Genomic DNA, 21,290 nt, shown 5'->3' on the forward strand with positions numbered 1-21,290 from the left:
CTGACTGTTACTAATCGGTCGCAGGCTTATCCAAAAGGCACAATGGTAAGTGAGTTTGGAAAACGGATAGAAAAAGGGAAATGTCAGGGTAACGATTTTGTGTGCGGTTTTGAAGGTGCGGATCACACAGCACGGTATGAAAAGCAGGCGGAAGCGATATGGAAGCGGCAGGATAAAAAATCCTGTTGAATTATGACTTCTCTTGTGACATAATAAGTGTTGTGCAGTTTTCCTCAATAGCTCAATGGTAGAGCATTCGGCTGTTAACCGAAGGGTTGTAGGTTCGAGCCCTACTTGGGGAGTTTATCCTTGAAGGATCTGGCCCCTTGGTCAAGCGGTTAAGACACCGCCCTTTCACGGCGATAACATGGGTTCAAATCCCGTAGGGGTCACTGATAAGGCGTCATAGCCAAGCGGTAAGGCAAAGGTCTGCAACACCTCTATCACCAGTTCGATTCTGGTTGACGCCTTGAAACCTCCACTCTTTGTGAGTGGGGGTTTTTTTAATAGAATCACCCCTCCCTTCCTGATCAAGAATCTAACATGCCGACTTGTTTCATCAAGTAAAGCAATGTAAGATACAATATAGGACAGAAACTGTGCGGAAACTGATTGCTCCAGTGCGCTTCTGCCGGACGAAAGGGGGATGTGCGATGGATAAAAGAATCATGAAGACCCGGAAGGGCCTGAAGAATGCCTTGCTTAACCTTCTTGAGGACCATTCGTTTGAGGAGATCACGGTGACTGAGATCTGTGAGCATGCAAGAACCGGACGGCTGACATTCTATAAGTATTATTCCGATAAGAATGAGCTTATGAAAGATTGTTTTCAGGATCTGCAGGATGAGGTTATGAGCAGGATGCGGAAAGAAGGAGAGACTATCCGGGGAAGACTGCCGCAGATTTCAGAGGATTCAGAAACGGATCTTCCGCCAAGGCTGAACTGTTTCCTGTGCTGGATGGAGGCTTACACAGACGTAATCATCGATGTGCTTGGAAGCCAAAGCTTTCTGACGGCGAAGATGATTGGAAACTCCGGAATGATGTATGAACTCTATCAGTTCATTATCAAGTGCCTGGAAAAGATGGAAAGGGAAAGTGAGATTCTGGATGATCTGCAGGAAGAACGCTTTTGGACGCAATACCCGATTCAGCAGGTCAATTCATTTATTGCAATGGGAATGTGGGGGTATGTGTTCTCCCGCACGGATGGAACTGATATGATGAAAACCCGGCGGGATGCAAAGGCACTTATCCGGGATCTGCTGGGAAGCGCTATTTTTATCAACCCCAACAGGAACAGACGGTCTGCAGAGGAGGAATTTGAAGCATGAGGACCATTACGCTTGGCAGGACCGGGATCACAGTCCCGCAGAATGCATTCGCAGCATTGCCAATCCAGAGAGTTTCAAAGGAGGAGGCCGCACACCTCCTTCAGTGCGCCTACGAAGGCGGGATGCGGTACTTTGACACTGCAAGGGCATACAGTGACTCGGAAGAGAAAATCGGATATGCTTTTGGCAGGGAGGGCGGCCTCTTCAAGACTGGAAGAGAGCACATTTTCATTGCGTCGAAGACACATGCCCAGACTCCCCGGGAGTTTCAGCATGATCTTGAGACCTCTCTCCGGATGATGAACTGCGGCTATATTGATGTGTATCAGTTTCATCAGATGGACACATGCTGGAAACCTGGGGACGGTACCGGAATGTACGAATGCATGCTGGAAGCGAAGGCGGAGGGGAAGATCCGTCATATCGGCGCCACAACGCATAAGTTAGGGGTTGCGGTGGAGATTGTACAGTCCGGTCTCTATGAGACAATCCAGTACCCATTCAGCTACCTTGCGACAGAGAAGGAGATGGAACTTTACAGACAGGTCCGGAAAAGCGGGATGGGCTTTATCTGTATGAAGGGACTCGCCGGCGGACTGATCAACCGAAGTGAGGCCGCGATGGCATTCATGGCACAATATGACAATGCGCTGCCGATCTGGGGAATTCAGCGGATGAGCGAGCTGAAGGAGTGGCTCGCCTACATGGACAGAACACCGGAGATGACGCCAGAGCTTGAAGCTTACATTCAGGATGAAAAGCGGGAGCTTGCCGGTAATTTTTGCCGCGGATGCGGGTACTGTATGCCCTGTACGGTAGGAATTACGATCAACCAGTGCAATAGAATGAGTCTGATGCTCAGGCGCGCGCCGTCACAGGCATGGCTGACGCCGCACTGGCAGGCGGAAATGGAGAAAATTAACGAGTGCGTGGACTGCAGAGTCTGTACGACCCGCTGCCCGTATGAGCTGGATATCCCGAATCTGTTACGGGCGAATCTGAAGGATTACCAGGAGGTGCTTGCAGGCAAAGTAAGCGTCTCGTAAGCCGAAGATGAGACTGATTTGAGCTGCCTGCAGGAGCGGAAACAGGGAGCGGAAAGAGGAGGGCTGCGCACATGCTGAATGCTGCTGTGAGGGACTTTGGGTCTGCCAGGATGAACGGCGGGATTCCGGGGGAGAACGGCGGGCAGGCTGAGAGCGGGACAGAGATGCAGAAAAAGGATATGACAGAAATCGACGAAAATCTTGAGGGGAAAAGAAGACTGGCGCTCGAGGTGATTGAACGGCTGCGTCAGGCATATCCGGATGCAGACTGCACACTGGATTATGATGATGCCTGGAAACTGCTTGTCAGCGTCAGGCTTGCAGCACAGTGTACGGATGCCAGAGTCAACGTGGTCGTAAAGGATCTGTACGCAAGGTATCCAACTCCGGAAGCGCTTGCAAAGGCATCACCGGAGGAGATCGAGGAGATTGTCCGTCCATGCGGCCTTGGGAGAAGCAAAGCCCGGGATATCAGTGGGTGTATGAGGATGCTGGTGACGGAATACGGCGGGAGGGTTCCGGATACGATGGAGGAGCTGCTGCGGCTTCCTGGTGTCGGACGCAAGAGCGCAAACCTTGTGCTGGGGGACGTGTTCGGAAAACCGGCCATTGTGACGGACACACACTGCATTCGGTTATCCAACCGGATCGGACTTGTCGACAACCTGAAGGATCCGAAGCGTGTGGAGATGGCGCTTTGGAAAATCATACCTCCGGAGGAAGGAAATCTCCTCTGCCACCGGTTTGTGCTTCACGGAAGAGAGGTCTGTACAGCGCGTACCAGCCCGTTCTGCGGACGCTGCTGTCTGTCTGATATCTGCAGAAGCGCATTTACATTCCCGATACCGGCTTCAAAGCGCTGAAGGCATTGCCGCCTTCAGTCTGCCCGCCGGAAAGGACAGTGCGGACGGGCTCCCATTCCCGGATAAGACGATCAAGTGAACAGGCGGCATTGGCGGGGCTTGTAGAGGGCAGCCGGATTGCGCTTCTTCCAAGAACCGGCTCCTGGTAGCGCTTGAAAAGACGGGCGCTTGTGGCGCCGTTGCAGAAGATCTGGCGGATGTCAGCCTCCTTCAGAATCTGCGACAGATCGGTCGGAATGACATTCCGGATCGAGCTGTCACTGGAGCCGATGATGTCGCACTGCCAGATTGTGTCCCACAGCGCAATGTGAGAATCGTGAAGGAGGCACTTTTTTTCATCTATGGTTGTCGGAACGTCGGAGGAGGTCAGCGCCGCGATCACCTTCCAGAATCGGTTTTGCGGATGACCGTAGAAAAAGCCTGCTTCCCTGCTTTTCACAGAAGGAAAAGACCCCAGTATGAGGAGTCTGCTGTCTCTGTCATACAGGGGTCCGAATGTGTGTTTCAATGTCTGATAGTCTGCCATGCGGATGCCTCCGGATGGGCTTTTTATTGTCTTATGAATGCTTTCTGTCTCTGATCATGATGGCTGCCACCGAGATGATGGCCATGACCAGGCAGATGATTGCCCATCCCCTCATGTAATGATAGAGCGGGGAGATGAAGAACGCAAGTGCTGTCGCAACGGCGAAGAGCACAAGCGAGACAATCGAGCCGGAATCATCTTCCGAACTGTGCATCGCAACTCTGACGATGCTGCCCGCCAGAAGAAGGCCTGCTATCACGATACCGATTATGCCATTAAAATGGCCGCTCGTTGTCAGCACATTCCATGCAGCCTCATATCCCGATACAACCAGAATGTAGGAAGCAATCACGATTCCAGCGATGCCTGCCCAGAGTTTCAGTCCCTTCATGATAATCCCTCCTTTGAAAATGAATGCATGTCTAAACAAATTCATTTTCTGTATTCATCATATCATGCACGCTGGGAGGGCGCAATAGTCATTCTGTAAACTGTGTAAGACTCTGGTAAAAGCTTCGAAATGATTCGTAGAATTGTCATTCCGAAAGGGGGGAATCAGACCCCGCAGCCGATTCCTGCTCATGCGTGCAGCCGCAGCCAAGCAGTTTGTAGAGCAGCCGGTAGAGCTCGTCGGATTCTTCAGGCGTCAAGTTATTGACGCAGCGGGACATCTTCTCCGGGATGGTTTTTGCGCGTTCCTGGAGCCGTTCGCCTTCCTCTGTCAACGTGACAATCAGGACACGTTCATCCTTGTGGGCTCTTTTCCGCGTGACCCATCCCTTCTGTTCAAGCTTCTTTAACAGCGGGGTCAGCGTCCCGGAATCAAGGAAGAGACATTCGCCCAGCTCCTTGACAGAAAGCTGTCTGCGCTCCCACATCACCATCATCGTGATGTACTGAGTGTACGTCAGGTCGAGTTCGTCCAGAAAGGGCTTGTACTTTTTTACAATCTCACGGCTGCAGGCATACAGCGGGAAACACAGCTGGTTTTTCAGACGGAGCATGTCATAACAAATATCCATGTTTTCATCTCCTGTTGAACGGATGTTGATGTGACCAATCAATTTTATTGAGCACAATCTATTTATGCATTTTATCTGAAAACCCACGAAGTGTCAATAAAAAGATGCTTGCGTCTGCAGGAAGATGGCATATCGTTGACAGATACCCCAGATGGGTATATAGTAGCAGTTGCAGGCAATATACCCAGGAAGGGTATTAAAGCAGGGCCTGACAGATTCAGGCAGACGATCGATCGGGAAAAGAATCGGGAGAAGAGAAAACGAGGAGGTACTGCATATGGAACAGATGCAGGAGCAGAAGAAGCCGGAGGATGTTCAATGTTGTTGTGGGAGCGGAAGGTATAAAAAACGGTCACCGGAGGAAATCCGGTCACTGACCAACCGTCTCTCACGGATAGAGGGACAGATCCGCGGCATCCGAAGCATGGTTGAAGGAGGCGCCTACTGTCCGGACATTCTGGTTCAGTCATCTGCCGTCACTGCGGCTATGAATGCATTTAACAAAGAGCTGCTGGCGTCCCATATCAGGACCTGTGTCGCCGAGGATATCCGGGCAGGGGATGACGCAACGATCGATGAGCTGGTCAGACTGCTTCAGAAACTGATGAAATGAAGCTTTTTCAGTCTGGATTTCCAGCCGCCCAGAATCATATGGATAAGAATCATATGGAAGCCTGCTGTATGTATGAGCACGGAACATCGAGAGGAGGATATGTGATGACAAAAACACTGAAGATCGAGGGAATGATGTGCGGACACTGTGAGATGACTGTGAAGAAAGCGCTGGAGAAGCTTGAGGGTGTCAGCAGCGCGGAGGTCTCCCATGAGAAAGGGGAGGCAGTTGTCAGCCTTGACGCAGATGTTGACGATGCCGCTTTGAGGAAGGCAGTCGAAGATAAAGACTATAAGGTGACCGGAATCATCTCCTGAGGGCAGACTGACAATCGACAGAAATCAGTGCCTGTGCTATACTTTTTTTGTACAAAGCAAAGAGCCGCACAGGCACTTTCTGTCTTCAGAAAGGGGTGAATCCATATATGAAGAACATCGTCATTACCATTGCGCGCTACTATGGAAGCGGCGGCCGGACAGTCGGACAGATGCTGGCAAAGGATCTCGGGATCGGCTACTATGACAAGGAGATTCTTCGGCTTGCCTCAGAAGATTCTGGGATCAATGAGGCATTGTTTGCGAATGCGGACGAGAAGCTCCGGGGAACGCAGCTGTTCCGGATTATGAGGAGAGAATACCATGGCGAGCTGATCCCGCCGGAAGGGAGAGATTTCCTTTCCAACCGCAACCTGTTTAACTATCAGGCAAAGGTGATTGAGGGACTTGCCCAGGAGGAATCCTGTGTAATCATTGGGCGCTGTGCAGACTACATCCTGAAAGACAGGGAGAATGTCATGAGCGTATTCGTCTATGCATCTCCGGCATACTGTCTGCAGCAGGCAAAGTTGCGCGGGGCAAACGGCGGCCGTACGACGATGAAATATGTGGACGAGATTAATAAGTATCGGGCGGATTACACGAAGTACTATACCGGGCACGACTGGAATGACGTCCGCAACTATGATCTATGCATCAACAGCGGGAAGCTTGGCTTCGAGGGAACGGAGCAGGCGATCAAAGATTATATCAGAGTCCGGTTCCCGGATTATGAGAATCCGAACCTGTGAGACAATTTTCGAATGAACAAAAGAGAACGCTTTAAAAAAGCACTTCAGCAGCCGTGGGCAGCGATGACCTTCGCTGCCTGCGCCGCAGTGGTACTGTTTCTGTTCCTCTCCAATCTCAGGATGATCGGAAGAGGGATCGGCGATCTGATCGGCTTTGTCAAGCCCGTCCTCATCGGGCTGATCATTGCATATGTGACAGACCCGCTGGTTGTTTTTTTTGAACAGAAGGTATTCAGAAAGGTCAGGCAGGACACTGTCCGGAGAGGACTGGGCGTCCTGCTTACATTTTTCAGCATCGTCCTGTTTATCGTTCTGATTCTGGTCGCGCTGATCCCCCAGCTCATTTCGAGCGTGCGCCTGTTTATATCCAATCTGGATTCGTACAGCTCGGCCTTTAGTGGCCTGATGCAGCAGCTCAACGACTGGGCTTCATCGCACAACGTTGACATCTCGCAGTATACATCTGTCGGGACCAATGCGGTTCAGCTGATTACGAGCCGGCTTCCGAAGAGTGTAGACGGGATTCTGAATACGACAATCACCTATGGAAAGAATGTGTTTGACGGCGTGATCGCGGTCATCATCGCAATTTACTTCCTGATGGACAAGGTCAGAATCCGGAAAGGGGCGCACCGGCTGTGGAAGGCAATCGTCAGTGACAGCGGATATCAGAAAAGCAATCATTTTCTGGGAAGATGCAATGAAATCATGATCCGCTTCATTCTCTGCGATCTTCTGGATGGCTTTATTATCGGAATTGCGAATGCAGCGTTTATGCTGGTTGTCGGTTATCCGTATATCCCCCTGATCTCCGTTGTTGTCGGCATCACGAACCTGGCGCCGACCTTCGGTCCGATTCTGGGGGCCGTGATCGGGGCGGGTATTCTGGTTCTGATTAATCCGTGGTATGCGCTGGTGTTTTTAATCTTTACGATCGCGCTGCAGACGGTTGACGGTTATGTCATCAAGCCGAAGCTGTTTGGCAATACGCTCGGGGTTCCTTCGATCGGAATCCTGATTTCAATCATTGTGTTCGGAAGAATGTTCGGAGCGGTCGGCGTGCTGCTGTCTATTCCATTTGCAGCAATCATCGACTATATCTATAAAGATGGCATTCTCCCGAAACTGGAAGCCAGGAGGACAAAGAGGGATCAGGAGAAGAAGGAGAGAGCCGAGGTGTCGGCCCGGGAGAGGCAGAAAGGTCAGACGGAACGGTCAGGAAAGGATTGAATGAGCTGACAGACAGAGAGGACCGGTCAATCCGGGATTGAAAAGGGCACGAAAAAGGATCCGCCGGCAAGACGGATCCTTTTTGATATTCCGGATGTTGGATTCATCCGATGAACTTCGGCCCGATGTATCCGGTAACACCGCCGGTCTCAATCTTTGCCCAGCCTTCGACGATGCCGTAGTAATTGACAGATTCACCGCCGTACAGGGAACCGATGATATTGTCACCGTAGCCAGGCTCGCTCCGGATGTAGCAGGCACTTGTGATTGTTGCCGTCGAGGGAGCGGAAGTTTCCTGCTGAACCGGCTGCTCCGGCTGTGCTTCGTCCGCACCGTTCTCATCGCCGCCCTCCTGAGAAGCGGAGCTTCCCGGAAGAATGACGATCTGATCGGAACTTCCGGATGAAGAACCGGTATCTGCAGACGAGCCGGATGCTGAGCTGGAGGCACTGACTGCCGGAGCTGTATAGTTTCCAACGGAGGAACCAGTATCCATATTCGTGACGGAGGAGGCATTCCCCTTCACAGAGGAAGAACCGCCGGCAAGATAACTGGTCTTTACAGAAGGAGCGGTTGTTTCCTTTGTGGTGCTTTTCGATGTGGCACTGTCAAGATCTGCTGTTCCGATGCCTGATACGGTGGAAGCGCCGGCCTTTGAACCGGACGAAGCGGCGGATTGCGCCGCTTTTGCAGCCGTTTTTTCAGTGGATTTTGTGCCTGTTTTTTCGGTCACCTTTTCGGTCGTTTTCTCGGTGGCTTTTTCTGTCCCCTTTTCTGTCTGACGCTCTGTGGCCTTTTCGGTCGCCTTCTGCGCCGCTTTTTCAGATCCGGACTGTGCCGACGCTTCTGTTATGGACTCAGACATGATGACGATATCGGAGGCCGGATTCTGCCCGGATTTGGCAGGCTTTTTGTTCCGGTACTGCCCGACGAGAGTTGTGACCATGACGATGACGACGACGATCAGAAGCGCGGCTATGATCAGAACAAGATACCGGAGATTATCCGACAGCCATTCACGGAAGGAGCTGTCTCCCTGGGACTTGTTTGTGTGTTTGTTGCTCATGTGGTGAACCCTCCTGATTCATTCTTGCTGCCATAGATAACCGTCATTTTAGACGATTTAGCGTATTCTTTCAAGCCGCGATCTGACAGGCAGAAAGTCCAGATTTGTTGCAGAATTGACGCAGAAATGATCGGAGAGATATAAGGGACAGATTTGCCCCGTATAAGACGGATATGCTAGAATAAATCAGTACCGGTTTGTATTTAATTTTGATGACGTACGGGTTCGCTGCTTCATAACTAATTCGATCACACGAACATGCTGGGGCATGGAGAAAGAACAATTTGGGAGGAAAGATGTCGGATAAGAAGACAGGACAGTCAGGTGAGCATCTGGTCGATCAGAGTTTTGACGGATATCTGGATGACGATCTGATCACCGAGGAGGAGGAGAAGTATTACAGCGCGGATATCGACCCGGAGGAGATGAGAGCGTTCCGGGAAAGTCAGCAGAACCAGAAAGGCCGCAGCAGAAAAGAGGACCCGGTGCGGAATGCAGAATCAGGGTCCCGTTCCGGGGGGACGCAGGGCTGGCAGGCGCAGGACAGCGGAATGGCCGGAGCCAGGATGCAGGGCGCTCCCGGGGGACTGATCGATGAGGACGATCCGGAGATTGATGCGCGGATTGATGATGCGATGTCGCGCCGGGCGCAGCGAAGAAGAAGAGAGCGCAGGACGCGCAATCTGTTTATCACAGCAGTGATTGTTCTGATCGCCCTTCTTGCCTGCTTCACCTATGCAAGGGTGCTTGTTCCGCAGGACAGTGATCTGCCCTGGCCGTCGTTCCTGGGGAGCAGACCGGACACAGTGCCGGCGGCGCTATCATTTTTAGACAGAAAAACCGGAAGCGGTAAAGCAGATACAGACGGCAGCAGTGTGGCTGTGAAGGAAACGCAGGCACCGCAGCTGAGCCTGGAAACGGAGGCAAAGGAGACGGAGGCCGCGCCTGTCCAGACGACGGAGACGCCTGAGACAGCGCAGGCAGCTGCCTCAGGAGCCAATGCAGACACGATTGCGAAGGCGCAGCTGATGGCGGAGCAGTACGACTACGACAGCGCCATCAGCCTCCTTCAGAGCATTCCTGACTATCAGAATGACCAGACCATCACGGACGCGATTTCTCAGTATCAGACGACAAAGGCCAGCTGTGTGGCAGCGGACGTGACGACGGTGCCGCACATTTTCTATCATTCGCTGGTCAATGATCCGTCCAGAGCGTTCAACGCAAGCGTGCTGGGACAGTCTCAGGCGGACGGCTTCAATGCCTGGATGGTGACAACCGACGAGTTTGATCAGGTGACACAACGGTTGTACGATGCGGGCTATGTCTATGTACGGCTGCGCGACCTGGTTGTGGAGACGACGGACGCGGACGGCACGCCGCACTTTACGCCCAACACCAGCCTGATGCTTCCGCCGGGGAAGAAGCCGATTGTCCTTTCCGTCGACGACTGCAGCTACTACCATTCCTATGAGCCTGCAGGGTTCCCGGACAAGCTTGTCCTGGATGAGAACGGACAGGTCAAGTGCCACTATGTTGACGCAAACGGGCAGGAGTCTGTCGGGGATTATGATGTCGTGCCGAGGCTCAACACATTTCTGGCGCAGCATCCGGACGGCTGCTACAAGGGAGCAAGGGGCATCATGGCGATGACCGGATATAACGGCGTCTTTGGCTACCGGACAGATACCGACTATGTAAAGAAGGAGCATCTGGAGGATGACCAGGCCAAGTGGCTTCAGGCGCATCCGGAATACAATTTCGATCAGGATGTGGCAGATGCGAAGGTGATTGCACAGGCGCTGAAGGATGAAGGCTGGGAGTTTGCGTCCCACACATGGGGACATCTGTCTGTCACGGACAAGACAGCCGAACAGCTGAAGACGGACAATGAACGATGGGTTGCGACTGTCGAGCCGATTGTCGGAAAAACCGATACGATCATCTTTGCACATGGCAATGATATCGGTGACTGGACCGGCTATTCCGACGATAATGATAAATACGCGTACTACAACAGCGCCGGATATCACTTCTACTGCAACGTAGACGGGTCGGTTCCGCACTGGGTGCAGATAACAGACAAGTATGTACGGCAGGGCAGAATCGATGTCGACGGATACCGGCTGTGGCTGTGCAAGAACGGGCAGGACACCTCGCTCAGCAAGCTGATTGACACATCCGGGATTTTTAACGACCAGCGCCCGACGCCGGTTGTGGCAAATGGACAGTCCTGAAACGAAGATGAAAAGGGAGAGCCGGTCGTCCGGATTGGGACGGCCGACTCTCCCTTTTTCAGAATTTTCTCAGACTGCGGCAGAGACAATGTCTGGCCCCTGACAGGATCATGTTTTTTCAGAATGCTTCTTGAAATACTGGGCGTTGCGCTTTTCCTCGCCCCTTGCAACCCGGATCAGTCCGGGGAGATGCCTGTCAAACATAATGGCAGCAAGCACCAGAGCAAGCACGCCGGCTTCCGGACCCTTGAACAGGAATGCCAGGACAGCAAAGAGAGTGGTGATCACAACAGCGCCCACAGGGAGGTAGCCGGTGGAAAAGACGACGAACATCCCGACAGCATCGGAGATCAGCCCGAGGAGCGGGGCATACAGGAAGATCCCCATGCAGGTTGTGGCGACACCCTTTCCGCCGCGAAAACGGTGCCAGAGCGGCCAGTTATGACCGGCCGTGCATCCGAGGACCGTATACAGCCGGAGAATCGGAGCTCCTTTCTGGAACAGCAGCATGGTGACGAGGACAGCGGCAATCGTCTTCAGAAGGTCTCCTGAAAGAACGAGGGCACCGGCCTTGAAACCAAACTGCCGCATGACATTGGCCATACCGGGATTCCCGGAACCAACCTCAAAGACATTTTTCCCAGTTTCTTTGCGAACCACCAGATCGGCTGTCAGAATCGTACCGAAAAGATAGCCGATCAGGAGACTGATCAGTTTTGCTGCCATATGGAACCTCCGGATTCATATTGAAAAGTAGTCAGGGAACGGGAAGACCGGGTCATGTGCTGCGGCGGTATCGCACTGGAGCCTTACTGCCGCAGAACCAGGACCCGGACGAAGAGCAGCGCTGCGATGGCAATGACGCTGACAGCAACCCACCTCAGAGTCTTTCCCGCTGCATTGGGAGCCGCCCCGGAAGAATCAGGCAGATGGGCCTGTGTCTTCAGAAGTTCCTGCGCTTCCGGAGCATCCTCCTCGGAAACAAGAATTTCAATGCCAACCGGGCTGCCGATTGCGTACAGATCCCGGATCCCGCTGCCCTTTTCTGCATGGATTCCCGACTTCTCAAGCAAACTGATCCAGGTGTCGGCATCCTGCTGTGTTGGCGCATATGCCAGGTGTACCTTTTTCATATCTGATCTGATCTGATCCATCATTGCCATGATTCTGTACCTCTTTTAAACCTGCTGTACGTGCCTTATCCTGTCCGGCTCTGCCGAATCTGCTTATTCGGGTACATTATACCTGAGCGCGGTGGAGGGGGCAACTGCAGCCCCGGGCGTCTGACAGCCGTTCAGCCATCTGCTCAGGCATCTGTAGAGATGCGGGAAAACAGGAAGCCTCCCGGATGATTGACAAAAGAGAGACATTGTCGCTTGCCACGGAAAAGACGCAGGATGTACACTTCAAGGCAGTATCAGTCACTATGCAGGTCCTGATATGGAGACTGCAGCGTGAATATGCAATGCAAAGATATGGGAGGATATAGAAGTGGCTTACAATCCAGATTCATTTGCGCACAAGGCAGAGCGTAAGGGTGTCGAGCTTCTTGTAGATGCTGCGATCAAGCATACGAACAAGGACAGACAGAAGGCGATGATGCAGTTCATCGATCTTGCCCAGAAGTTCATCGGGGACACCTGGGATCCGGCGGCTTATGACAGAATGCGCGATGCCATCGCGACCACCGACACAAAGTGGTACAAGTATATCAGCGGTCTGTTCGATGATATTTCACCGAAGCAGATGAAGGCGCTGGCGGTGAATGTCGGCTATGAGGCAGGTATCCGTGGTTATAAGCAGACCCGCCAGATGGCAGAGAAGTACAACTGCAATGTACCGTGGGTCATCCTGATGGATCCGACTTCCGCATGCAATCTCCGCTGCACCGGCTGCTGGGCGGCAGAATATGGTCATACGCTTGCGCTGACATATGAGGAGCTTGAGAGCATCGTAAAGCAGGGACGTGAGCTGGGCATCCATGCTTATGTCATGACCGGCGGGGAGCCGATGATGCGCAAGAAGGACATTATCCGTCTTGCGGAGGAATTCCAGGACTGCTATTTCCTGTTCTACACAAACGGAACACTGATCGATGAGGAGTTCTGCAAGGAGATGGTTCGTGTCGGCAATGTCAGCCCCAACATCTCCATCGAGGGCTTTGAGGAGGCGAACGACAGCCGCCGCGGCAAGGGAACCTTCGACAAGATCATGCATGCGATGGACCTGATGAAGGAGTACAAGTGCCTGTTCGGGGCATCCATCTGCTACACATCCGTCAACTACAAGGTCGTCACCAGCGACGAGTTCCTGGATATGCTGATCGAGAAGGGCTGCAAGATGCTCTGGTACTTCCATTACATGCCGGTCGGATGCGGAGCAAGCACGGATCTTCTCCTGACACCGGAAGAGCGCGAGTACATGATTCAGAGAGTCCGCTGGATCCGCGGTTACCATACCGGAAAGCCGATCATGGCAATCGATTTCCAGAATGACGGTGAATATATCCATGGCTGCATCGCAGGCGGAAAGTATTACCTGCACATTAACCCGAACGGGGATGTGGAGCCGTGTGTCTTCATCCACTACTCTTCTGCAAACATCAAGAATCAGACGCTGCTTGAGGCGCTTCAGCAGCCGCTGTTCATGGAGTACAGGAAGAATCAGCCGTTCAACCACAACTATCTGCAGCCGTGTCCGATGCTTGAGAATCCGGAGAAGCTGCGTGCGATGGTCAAGGCCAGCGGCGCAAAGTCCACCGATATGGAAGCACCGGAGGATGTCGATGCGCTCTGCGACAAGTGCGAGGACTATGCAAAGAAGTGGGCGCCTGTTGCCGAGAAGCAGTGGGAGGAGAAGCACTTCACCAGAAGCGACGGCAAGGAAGAGGGTTCCATGCAGGCTGTGAAGTAAGAAGTAAGCTGTGAAGGGACAAGATTCCTGAAGGGATCAGACAGAAAAGGGCTCCGGTGCTGCACAACTGCAGCACCGGAGCCCTTTTCATAGCTGGTAACGGGTATCTGGTATCTTCATTTACCGCGATTTTCCGAATACAGAGAACCGAAATCGCTGAACGGCCAGTAGCAGATATACGCCTTGCCGAGGATTTTATTCTTCGGGACAAAGGCAAACTGCATGGCTTCCTTCTCATTCGCGGCAAGTCCTTCCCGAATCGCAAGCGACGGCCAGTAGCGGGCATCGTTGGAATTGTTCCGGTTATCCCCAAGCATCAGATATTCTCCCTCCGGAACCTCGAATGTGAAGCCGTCGTTCTCGACAGTCCAGGTACCGTTGATATAGGACTCCTCCAGCTTTTTTCCGTCGATGTAGACGGCCCCTTCCCTGATCTCAACCTTCTCTCCGGGAAGTCCGATGATGCGCTTGATATAGTGCGTATTTTTCCCAAGGGCGTCATCAATCGGGTAGCGGAAGACAACGATGTCTCCCCGCTTCGGACTGCTCTTCCAGTATGCAAAACGCGTTCCGAGGACCCGCGAGTGGGTCATGATGGTTTTTTCCATCGAGCCGCTCGGGACGGTCGCATTGATGATGATGACATTGTCGATGAAGAAAGCAAGGGCGACAGCAATGACAATCACCTCGACCCAGCTGAGGACTTCCTTCAGCATCGACTGCTCCCCTTTCCCGCCGGAAGGCCCTCCGGCTGATTTCTGGTTTTTGTCCGTGCTCTTCGGCATGTGGAAACCCCTTCTTTTCATGAATATGATCTTGCCTTCACTGTGAAAAACATCGGCGAAATCCTGAACAGAAACAGACCTAGTATATCACCCACAGCGCGGATCGTCCAACGGCACAGCAAATATCCGGACACGCGCCCCTGCGCAATCATGGCTTAAGGTATTCTTAAGGGGATCGACGGCTTGTTTTTAACCGCTTCAGATGGTATGATAAGACTCACTTGAAGTTCCTGACAGATAGATGGACATCGATGGGGTTATAATATAAAGGGATTCAGATGTAAGGGGGATAGACGAATGAAGAACAATATCAGGAAGATCATGCTTGCAGCAGTTGCGGCAATCCTGGCTGCAGCAGCACTGACCGGCTGCGGACAGGCTCGAACAGGAACAGCGTCCACAACAAAGGAAACACAGGCGCCGGTCATTCGTGTGACGGAAAAGATCACGGAAGCGCCTCAAACGGAGAGTGAACCGCAGACACAGGCACCGCAGACCGAGACGCAGGCGCCTCAGACTGAGACACCGGCTCCGCAGTCAGAGACACAGCCGCAGACTTCTGCGCCGCTTACGAAGGAGCAGGAGATGGCACAGGAGACAAAGTACACAGAGTCAAAGACGATGTGGGCAAAGGATGATGTGAACGTCCGTGATACGCCGACAACAGAGGAGGAGAACATCTCCTACAGCTTCGATCAGGGACAGACGGCAACCGTCATCGGAGAGACGCCGGGCTGGTATGAGGTGTCCATTCCGTATACGGATAATGACGGAAATCCGCAGGAGTACACAGGCTTTGTCTCGAAGGAGTTTCTGTCTGAGACAGAGGTACAGCCGAAGACGGACGAGGAGCGGGCTGCGGCGGCAGGCGGAGCGGGAGAGACAACCGCCCCGGCAGACGGGACAGCACAGAATACGGACACCGGCTCCGCGCAGAACGTATCGCCTTCTTCCAGTCAGTCATCTGGCGGCAATACGGTCACGATGGCATCAGATGCGAATATCCGGGCTGACGCATCCCAGACATCCGATGTTGTCGGAACGGTCAGCGCAGGCGAGAAGGTGACGGTCACCGGCGATGCGGATGGCTGGTATCAGGTTGAGTACAATGGCGTCACAGGTTATGTGAATAAGAACCTGGTTGGCTGAGAAGCGCTGCACACAGGAGGGAAAGCGGCTGTTTATGCCGCTTTCTTTTTTCTTGATGAGGCATATGGCGCGTGATAAAATATCGAAAGAATGATTTGCGAAATAGATTCGATATGGAGGAAAACAACTTGAGTAAGAGAAGCAGGGCGGCGTATGCCGGATTATCCTGTGTGCTCTTTGCTGCGGTGATGCTTTCCGGATGTGGCAAAGCCAGGATCGGTGGGAGTACAGGAAGTGCCGACAGTGAGAAGACGGCAGCCTCGAGCGAGCAGGCGAAGGTTGTTCGTGTGATCATTGAGTCGGAGACAGAGGCAGAAACGACACCGGAGACACAGAAGCTGATCACGTCCGTTGACTATACGTCGAAGGATGGGACAGTAAAGATCACACTGCCGGATAATACCTGGAAGGTGACACAGGATGCGGATGAGATGCGGGTTTTCTCATCCGGGAATGACGCGATGATCAACATCGTTCATGCCAGCACAGAGGCGGCGATGAAGACACTGACTGTCCAGACGACGAAGGAGAACCTCCAGGCGGCTCTTCTGAGCCAGTATTCAGAAGCCAGCGCCTTCAATATTGAAAGCTATGAGACAAAGACGGTCGGCAGTGTGAATGTCTACCGCTATGTCGTCCGGTATAATGCGGACGCCAGAATGTGGGCCTATGCCGTCACCTATGGGATTGTGGCACCCGACCAGGCCTACGTCATCACAGGCACCATTACAGATAACAATACCACCCTGCTGAAGGCAGTGGAAGATTCTGTATACAGCTTCTCCGTGCTGAAGGATGAGGAGCTGAAGGCTGTGACGGATGCGATGACAGGAGAGTCCGAGACCGCGTCTGCCGAAACAAAGCAGACAACGGCGCAGACGGCTTCTCCGACAGCATCAGGTGAGAATTCGACCCTTTCAACGTATGCACAGCAGACGACCATGTACTTGGCTGACAGTGATGTGGTGAATATCCGCTCAGGGCCGGGGACAGATGCGGACATTGTCGGAACGCTCGCGGCAGGAGGAAAGGTCACGGTCACGGGAGAAACCAGCGGCTGGTACCAGGTGAGCGTGAATGGGGTGACCGGTTACATCAGAAAGGATTTTCTGACAAGCACGCAGACGACGACACCTTCCACGACTTCTGCGGCGAACTCCACTTCGGATTCAGCTTCGGCTGCGGAGATTGCCAGCGCCTCCAATTATTCCAGCGCTTCAACGCTGTATACGACAGATGGTGTGAATGTGCGGGCGAATCCGGGGACAGGCTCCGGCGTGCTGGCGACACTGGGAGCGGGAAGCGCCGTGACAGTCATCGGCGAGACAGACAACTGGTATATTGTCTCGACCGGCTCCGGTAAGGGGTATATCTCCAAGTCGTATCTGTCTTCCAAGGCGCCGGCAGGAAGCGGCGCTTCCGGCAGCAGCTCCACAGGCAGTACCGGAAGTACAGGGAACGGAAACGGGACCAGTACAGGCAGCAGTTCAGGCAGCACAGGCAGTTCAGGCGGCGGTTCCGGAAGCGGGACGCAGACAAGCGGTGTATCCACCATAACCGGGACGGTGACTTCGTCCTCTGCGAATAGCGTGACAGTCGCCGGAGACGATGGCAAAACCTATACGATTTATACAGGGGATGCAGACATTACAACGGCTGACGGACTTTACTCCGGATTGCACATATCGGCATCCGTTGACAATTCCCAGACCGCCTCGGACGGGACGAAGTACGCGACATCCGTGACAGGCGAGTAAGGCAGGGGAGCAGCAGAAGGAGACGAGGATTATGAGTAAACCGGTCAGAACGCCGGCAGTGGATGATCTCTGCGACGCCATACTGACACTGAAGACCCGGGAGGAAACGTACAAGTTTCTGGAGGATGTCTGTACAGTCAATGAGCTTCAGGCACTTTCTCAGCGGTTTGAGGTTGCGAAGATGCTGACGGAAGACAAGACATATGCGGAGATCGCAGATGAGACAGGGGCCTCTACGGCGACGGTCAGCCGGGTGAACCGCTCTCTTGTCTATGGAGCGGATGGCTATGAGGTTGTTCTGAGCCGGATGGGGATCACCGGAAAGAAGGAGCAGGAGAAGAAGGAATCCGGCAGGAAAACCGAAGGAAGATGAACGGAGTGCAAGTGAAAAAGATCAGACCGGCGGTGAAAGCCGCCGGTTTCTTTTGACCTGACAGAAGACAGGATGATAACAATCTGCATGCATATATGGGAGGCGGATGCAACATGCGTCAGATGGAATTCAAGATGGAGCGGGAGAATCTTGTGAAGCCGGGAGACAAAATTCATGTGACGGAAGGTCAGCTTCCGGAAACCTGGTATTACACGATCGAACCCGCGGTTGCGATGAGCGCCAACTATGGAATGAGAGAGCGGCTCAAGGTGTTTGACGGGACAGTGGTATCCGTCCGGGAAGACGAGAGCGGATATACGGTTACCTGTGAATTTGATGAGTGAGCGTAACAGCCGCAGCGGGACGAATATTGGAGGAGAGACATATGAACCAGGAGCAGATAACAGGCAGCCTGAATCCACAGCAGCTTGAAGCTGTGACGGCAGGAGACGGGCCGCTGCTGATTCTTGCAGGAGCAGGCTCTGGCAAGACCAGAGTTGTGACGAGCAGGATTGCCTGGCTGATCGCGGAGAAACAGGTCAAGCCCTGGAATATCTGCGCGATTACATTTACAAACAAGGCTGCAGGGGAGATGAGAGAACGGGTCAACAGGATGGTCGGCTTCGGAGCGGAAGCCATCAACGTTGCGACATTTCACTCGACCTGCGTCCGGATCCTGCGCCGGTTCATTGACCGGATCGGCTATGATAACCACTTTGTGATCTACGACTCGGATGATTCGAAGTCCTTGATGCGGGAGATCTGCCGGGACCAGAACGTCGATACGAAGATTTTCAAGGAACGAATGATTCTGTCGCGCATCTCGGCGGCAAAGGATGAGCTGATCTATCCGGCAGATTATGCGGCGTGGGCGGGAAATGATCAGGAGGCTGTAACCATTGCCGGCGTTTACGCCGAATATCAGAGGCGGCTGAAAAACAACAATGCGCTCGACTTTGATGATCTGATCGGGCTCACGGTCCGGCTGTTTCAGGCGGATCCGGAAGTACTGCTTTATTACCAGGAAAGGTTCCGGTATCTGCTGGTCGACGAGTACCAGGATACGAATAAGGCGCAGTTTGTCTTCGTCTCCCTGATCGCGCAGAAGTACCGCAACCTCTGCGTCGTCGGAGATGACGACCAGTCGATCTATCGTTTCCGGGGCGCCGATATCGGAAATATCCTGAATTTTGAGAAGATTTTTACTGATGCGAAGGTCATCCGTCTGGAGCAGAATTACCGGTCAACGCAGACCATCCTGGACGCGGCAAACGCAGTGATCGCGAACAACCAGGGACGGATGCGGAAGACACTCTGGACGCAGAATGGGCAGGGCGGAAAGGTCACGCTGAAGCGGTTTGATACGGCGCAGCAGGAGGCATACTACATCGTCGATGATATCGCACGGCTCAAAAGAAAGGGCAGCTTCAACTATGGGCAGTGTGCCATCCTGTACCGGACAAATGCCCAGTCCCGCGCACTTGAAGAGCAGCTTCTGATGGAAAATGTGCCCTATTCCATCATCGGCGGCGTGAATTTCTACGCACGTAAGGAAATCAAGGATATCCTGGCCTATCTGCGTACGATGGCGAACGGAACAGATGATCTCTCTGTCAGGCGGATTATTAATACGCCGAAGCGGGGAATCGGTGAGACCACTGTCCTGCGGATGGCGGACTATGCGGCATCCTGCGAGACTAGCTTCCTGGAGGCAGCGGGCCACGCCGCTGCTGTGCCCGGGCTTGGGAGAAGTGCCTCGAAGATTACGGAATTCGTTCGTCTGATTGAGAGGCTGCGGAGTCAGAGCGCCGGAAAGAATGTTGCCGAGATCCTGAAAATGGTCGTCAAGGAGACGGGGTATGTCGAGGAGCTGGAAGCGGAACGTACTGATGAAGCCCTTGACCGGATTGCGAACATTGACGAGTTGATCAGCAAGGCTGCCCAGTTTGACCAGGCGGCGGATCCGGAAGCCGACGGCGCAATGGGAACAAACTCTGCAGAGGATGCAGGTATGGAAACAGAGGCAGACGGACAGACAGATGCAGCAGGAGCGGCTGAAGAGACCGGGGACGGCGAAAGCAGTGTTCAGTCCGGGTCAAAGCTGCGTACGGGACAGATGCGCACCGGTCTCCCGGCTCTGCAGGACTTTCTTGAGCAGGTTGCACTTGTCGCAGATATCGACAGTCTTGCGGATGATGCCGACAAGGTGGTGCTGATGACCCTTCATGCCGCAAAAGGGCTTGAGTTCGATAACGTATATCTTGCCGGCATGGATGACGGCCTGTTCCCCAGCTACCATTCGATTTCCAGCGGCGAGAAGGAGGACCTGGAAGAGGAGAGAAGGCTGTGCTATGTCGGCATTACACGTGCAAAGAAACGGCTGACGCTGACTTCAGCCAAGGCGAGGATGCTGCGCGGGCAGACAGAGTGGTATCGGATTTCTCGTTTTATTGATGAGATCCCCGAGGAACTGCTTGATGACAACCGGAACAGACAGGCGGCAGGCGGACAGAAAGAAAATGATTCCTACCACATGCTGTCGAAGGCACAGGCGGAGCGGAAGCGTGAGCACGAGGAATTCCGGGCAAAGCCCTTCTACATGCGCGGGAGTAGTCAGCGCACGGGCAGCAGCAAAGGGGCAGAGACAGGTTCATTTGCCGGAACCGGCCTGCGCGCTGCCGGATCATCTGCAAAAGGGCAGGGCAGCGTAACGTTCGGGAAGGTGGATCTGAGCGCTCTCAAGGGCAGTAATCTGCAGAGAACGGCGGATCTTGATTATCAGGAAGGTGACCGGGTACAGCACATCAAGTTCGGGGAAGGAACCGTCCGGAAAATCGCGGACGGCACGCGCGACAAGGAAGTGACCGTCGAGTTTGACCGGTTCGGCGTCAAGAAGATGCTTGCGGGCTTTGCAAAACTGAAGAAGCTGTAAACGAATGGTGGCAAATAACGGAAGTGTGTGCTATACTCGAAAAAACGAAGGCTGCAGGCGCCAGATGGCCTGTAGGGAATACACGAAAGGACGGGCTCCGAACATGAAAAAAGACGAGTTGATTAAGGCGCTGAAGGATCGTGACAATGAGAACCATAAGAACGCGGTGCTCTGGGTGCTTGCAGTGGTTGGCGCAATCGCAGCAATTGCAGCGGTTGCCTATGCAGTATATCGTTATCTGACACCGGATTATCTGGAAGACTTCGACGATGATTTCGACGATGACTTTGACGATTTCTTCGATGATGAAGAGCAGGCAAAGGACGGCAAGGAAGACGAAAAGAAGGAGTCCGAGGAGAAGAAGGACGAGTAAACCGG

At 53.3% G+C, this 21,290-nt stretch carries 22 protein-coding genes, 3 tRNA genes and 1 pseudogene; 19 read left to right on the forward strand and 7 right to left on the reverse strand.

The features are described 5' to 3' along the window. The 7 genes from ACTQ1N_RS08000 to ACTQ1N_RS08030 all read left to right on the forward strand — a co-directional run. A partial coding sequence (locus tag ACTQ1N_RS08000; protein ID WP_441956255.1) for a hypothetical protein occupies positions 1-189 on the forward strand: 189 nt, incomplete at its 5' end. Between the two features lie 41 nt (positions 190-230). Beyond that, positions 231-302: transfer RNA gene (locus tag ACTQ1N_RS08005), tRNA-Asn, on the forward strand. An 18-nt stretch (positions 303-320) separates the two neighbouring features. Beyond that, positions 321-392: transfer RNA gene (locus tag ACTQ1N_RS08010), tRNA-Glu, on the forward strand. 7 nt (positions 393-399) lie between these two features. Beyond that, a tRNA-Cys gene (locus ACTQ1N_RS08015) sits at positions 400-470 on the forward strand. A 183-nt stretch (positions 471-653) separates the two neighbouring features. Beyond that, the gene (locus tag ACTQ1N_RS08020; RefSeq protein ID WP_441956256.1) at positions 654-1,334 is read left to right on the forward strand and encodes a TetR/AcrR family transcriptional regulator; all 681 of its coding nucleotides are present in this window, start codon (positions 654-656) and stop codon (positions 1,332-1,334) included. Next, a complete protein-coding gene (locus ACTQ1N_RS08025; protein ID WP_441956257.1) occupies positions 1,331-2,380 on the forward strand; it encodes an aldo/keto reductase in 1,050 nt (349 codons plus the stop codon). The genes ACTQ1N_RS08020 and ACTQ1N_RS08025 overlap by 4 nt, the downstream gene beginning before the upstream one ends. A 179-nt stretch (positions 2,381-2,559) precedes the next feature. Next, positions 2,560-3,243, forward strand: a complete 684-nt coding sequence (locus ACTQ1N_RS08030; protein WP_441956334.1) for an endonuclease III domain-containing protein — start codon at positions 2,560-2,562, stop codon at positions 3,241-3,243. Here ACTQ1N_RS08030 and ACTQ1N_RS08035 read toward each other — a convergent pair. The 3 genes from ACTQ1N_RS08035 to ACTQ1N_RS08045 form a co-directional block, all read right to left on the reverse strand. Further along, positions 3,212-3,769, reverse strand: a complete 558-nt coding sequence (locus ACTQ1N_RS08035) for a DNA-deoxyinosine glycosylase (RefSeq protein WP_441956258.1) — start codon at positions 3,767-3,769, stop codon at positions 3,212-3,214. The genes ACTQ1N_RS08030 and ACTQ1N_RS08035 overlap by 32 nt on opposite strands. Before the next feature lie 31 nt (positions 3,770-3,800). Beyond that, positions 3,801-4,160: a hypothetical protein gene (locus tag ACTQ1N_RS08040; protein WP_441956259.1), complete on the reverse strand. Its 360-nt coding sequence runs from the start codon at positions 4,158-4,160 to the stop codon at positions 3,801-3,803. 145 nt (positions 4,161-4,305) lie between these two features. Next, the gene (locus ACTQ1N_RS08045; RefSeq protein WP_441956260.1) at positions 4,306-4,791 is read right to left on the reverse strand and encodes a MarR family winged helix-turn-helix transcriptional regulator; all 486 of its coding nucleotides are present in this window, start codon (positions 4,789-4,791) and stop codon (positions 4,306-4,308) included. 286 nt (positions 4,792-5,077) lie between these two features. Here ACTQ1N_RS08045 and ACTQ1N_RS08050 point away from each other — a divergent pair, with 286 nt between their 5' ends. From ACTQ1N_RS08050 to ACTQ1N_RS08065, 4 genes and pseudogenes are all read left to right on the forward strand, one after another. After that, on the forward strand, positions 5,078-5,404 hold the full coding sequence (locus ACTQ1N_RS08050; RefSeq protein ID WP_441956335.1) for a metal-sensing transcriptional repressor: 327 nt from the start codon (positions 5,078-5,080) through the stop codon (positions 5,402-5,404). 104 nt (positions 5,405-5,508) lie between these two features. Further along, a pseudogene (locus ACTQ1N_RS08055) lies at positions 5,509-5,721 on the forward strand (heavy-metal-associated domain-containing protein); the annotation flags it as partial. 107 nt (positions 5,722-5,828) lie between these two features. Beyond that, positions 5,829-6,470 carry an AAA family ATPase gene (locus ACTQ1N_RS08060; protein ID WP_154527488.1) on the forward strand — a complete coding sequence of 214 codons (642 nt, stop codon included), beginning with the start codon at positions 5,829-5,831 and terminating at the stop codon, positions 6,468-6,470. Positions 6,471-6,482: 12 nt separating this feature from the next. After that, positions 6,483-7,700 carry an AI-2E family transporter gene (locus ACTQ1N_RS08065; RefSeq protein WP_441956261.1) on the forward strand — a complete coding sequence of 406 codons (1,218 nt, stop codon included), beginning with the start codon at positions 6,483-6,485 and terminating at the stop codon, positions 7,698-7,700. 103 nt (positions 7,701-7,803) lie between these two features. Here the strand turns inward: ACTQ1N_RS08065 and ACTQ1N_RS08070 are convergent, their stop codons facing one another. Further along, positions 7,804-8,766, reverse strand: a complete 963-nt coding sequence (locus ACTQ1N_RS08070) for an SH3 domain-containing protein (RefSeq protein ID WP_441956262.1) — start codon at positions 8,764-8,766, stop codon at positions 7,804-7,806. Positions 8,767-9,062: 296 nt separating this feature from the next. Between ACTQ1N_RS08070 and ACTQ1N_RS08075 the strand changes: the two genes are divergently transcribed. Further along, positions 9,063-11,003 (forward strand): polysaccharide deacetylase family protein, encoded by a 1,941-nt coding sequence (locus ACTQ1N_RS08075; RefSeq protein ID WP_441956263.1) that lies wholly within the window; start codon positions 9,063-9,065, stop codon positions 11,001-11,003. 108 nt (positions 11,004-11,111) lie between these two features. On the opposite strand, the gene ACTQ1N_RS08080 is transcribed toward ACTQ1N_RS08075, so the two are convergent. Both ACTQ1N_RS08080 and ACTQ1N_RS08085 read right to left on the reverse strand, forming a co-directional pair. Continuing rightward, the gene (locus tag ACTQ1N_RS08080; protein ID WP_441956264.1) at positions 11,112-11,729 is read right to left on the reverse strand and encodes a glycerol-3-phosphate acyltransferase; all 618 of its coding nucleotides are present in this window, start codon (positions 11,727-11,729) and stop codon (positions 11,112-11,114) included. A gap of 83 nt (positions 11,730-11,812) precedes the next feature. Next, the gene (locus tag ACTQ1N_RS08085) at positions 11,813-12,166 is read right to left on the reverse strand and encodes a hypothetical protein (RefSeq protein ID WP_441956265.1); all 354 of its coding nucleotides are present in this window, start codon (positions 12,164-12,166) and stop codon (positions 11,813-11,815) included. Between the two features lie 328 nt (positions 12,167-12,494). Here ACTQ1N_RS08085 and ACTQ1N_RS08090 point away from each other — a divergent pair, with 328 nt between their 5' ends. Beyond that, complete coding sequence (locus tag ACTQ1N_RS08090) at positions 12,495-13,916, forward strand: radical SAM protein (protein ID WP_441956266.1); 1,422 nt, start codon at positions 12,495-12,497, stop codon at positions 13,914-13,916. 116 nt (positions 13,917-14,032) lie between these two features. Here ACTQ1N_RS08090 and lepB read toward each other — a convergent pair whose 3' ends face one another. Further along, positions 14,033-14,701 carry a signal peptidase I gene (gene lepB / locus ACTQ1N_RS08095; RefSeq protein ID WP_441956267.1) on the reverse strand — a complete coding sequence of 223 codons (669 nt, stop codon included), beginning with the start codon at positions 14,699-14,701 and terminating at the stop codon, positions 14,033-14,035. Between the two features lie 297 nt (positions 14,702-14,998). Between lepB and ACTQ1N_RS08100 the strand changes: the two genes are divergently transcribed. The 6 genes from ACTQ1N_RS08100 (at position 14,999) to ACTQ1N_RS08125 (ending at position 21,285) form a co-directional block, all read left to right on the forward strand. Continuing rightward, entirely contained in the window at positions 14,999-15,850 is an 852-nt protein-coding gene (locus tag ACTQ1N_RS08100) for an SH3 domain-containing protein (protein ID WP_441956268.1), read from the forward strand. 128 nt (positions 15,851-15,978) lie between these two features. Then, on the forward strand, positions 15,979-17,607 hold the full coding sequence (locus ACTQ1N_RS08105) for an SH3 domain-containing protein (RefSeq protein ID WP_441956269.1): 1,629 nt from the start codon (positions 15,979-15,981) through the stop codon (positions 17,605-17,607). A gap of 31 nt (positions 17,608-17,638) precedes the next feature. Next, positions 17,639-17,980, forward strand: coding sequence for a YerC/YecD family TrpR-related protein (locus ACTQ1N_RS08110; RefSeq protein WP_154527480.1), 342 nt, complete (start codon positions 17,639-17,641; stop codon positions 17,978-17,980). Positions 17,981-18,093: 113 nt separating this feature from the next. Further along, a complete protein-coding gene (locus tag ACTQ1N_RS08115) occupies positions 18,094-18,324 on the forward strand; it encodes a hypothetical protein (protein WP_205839857.1) in 231 nt (76 codons plus the stop codon). A 41-nt stretch (positions 18,325-18,365) separates the two neighbouring features. Further along, positions 18,366-20,912, forward strand: a complete 2,547-nt coding sequence (locus tag ACTQ1N_RS08120; RefSeq protein ID WP_441956270.1) for an ATP-dependent helicase — start codon at positions 18,366-18,368, stop codon at positions 20,910-20,912. A gap of 103 nt (positions 20,913-21,015) precedes the next feature. Continuing rightward, positions 21,016-21,285: a hypothetical protein gene (locus tag ACTQ1N_RS08125; RefSeq protein ID WP_154527499.1), complete on the forward strand. Its 270-nt coding sequence runs from the start codon at positions 21,016-21,018 to the stop codon at positions 21,283-21,285. Positions 21,286-21,290: the final 5 nt, after the last annotated feature.

It is taken from the genome of Porcincola sp. LCP21S3_C12 (assembly GCF_052118625.1).
In the GTDB taxonomy this organism is placed as follows: domain Bacteria; phylum Bacillota; class Clostridia; order Lachnospirales; family Lachnospiraceae; genus Porcincola.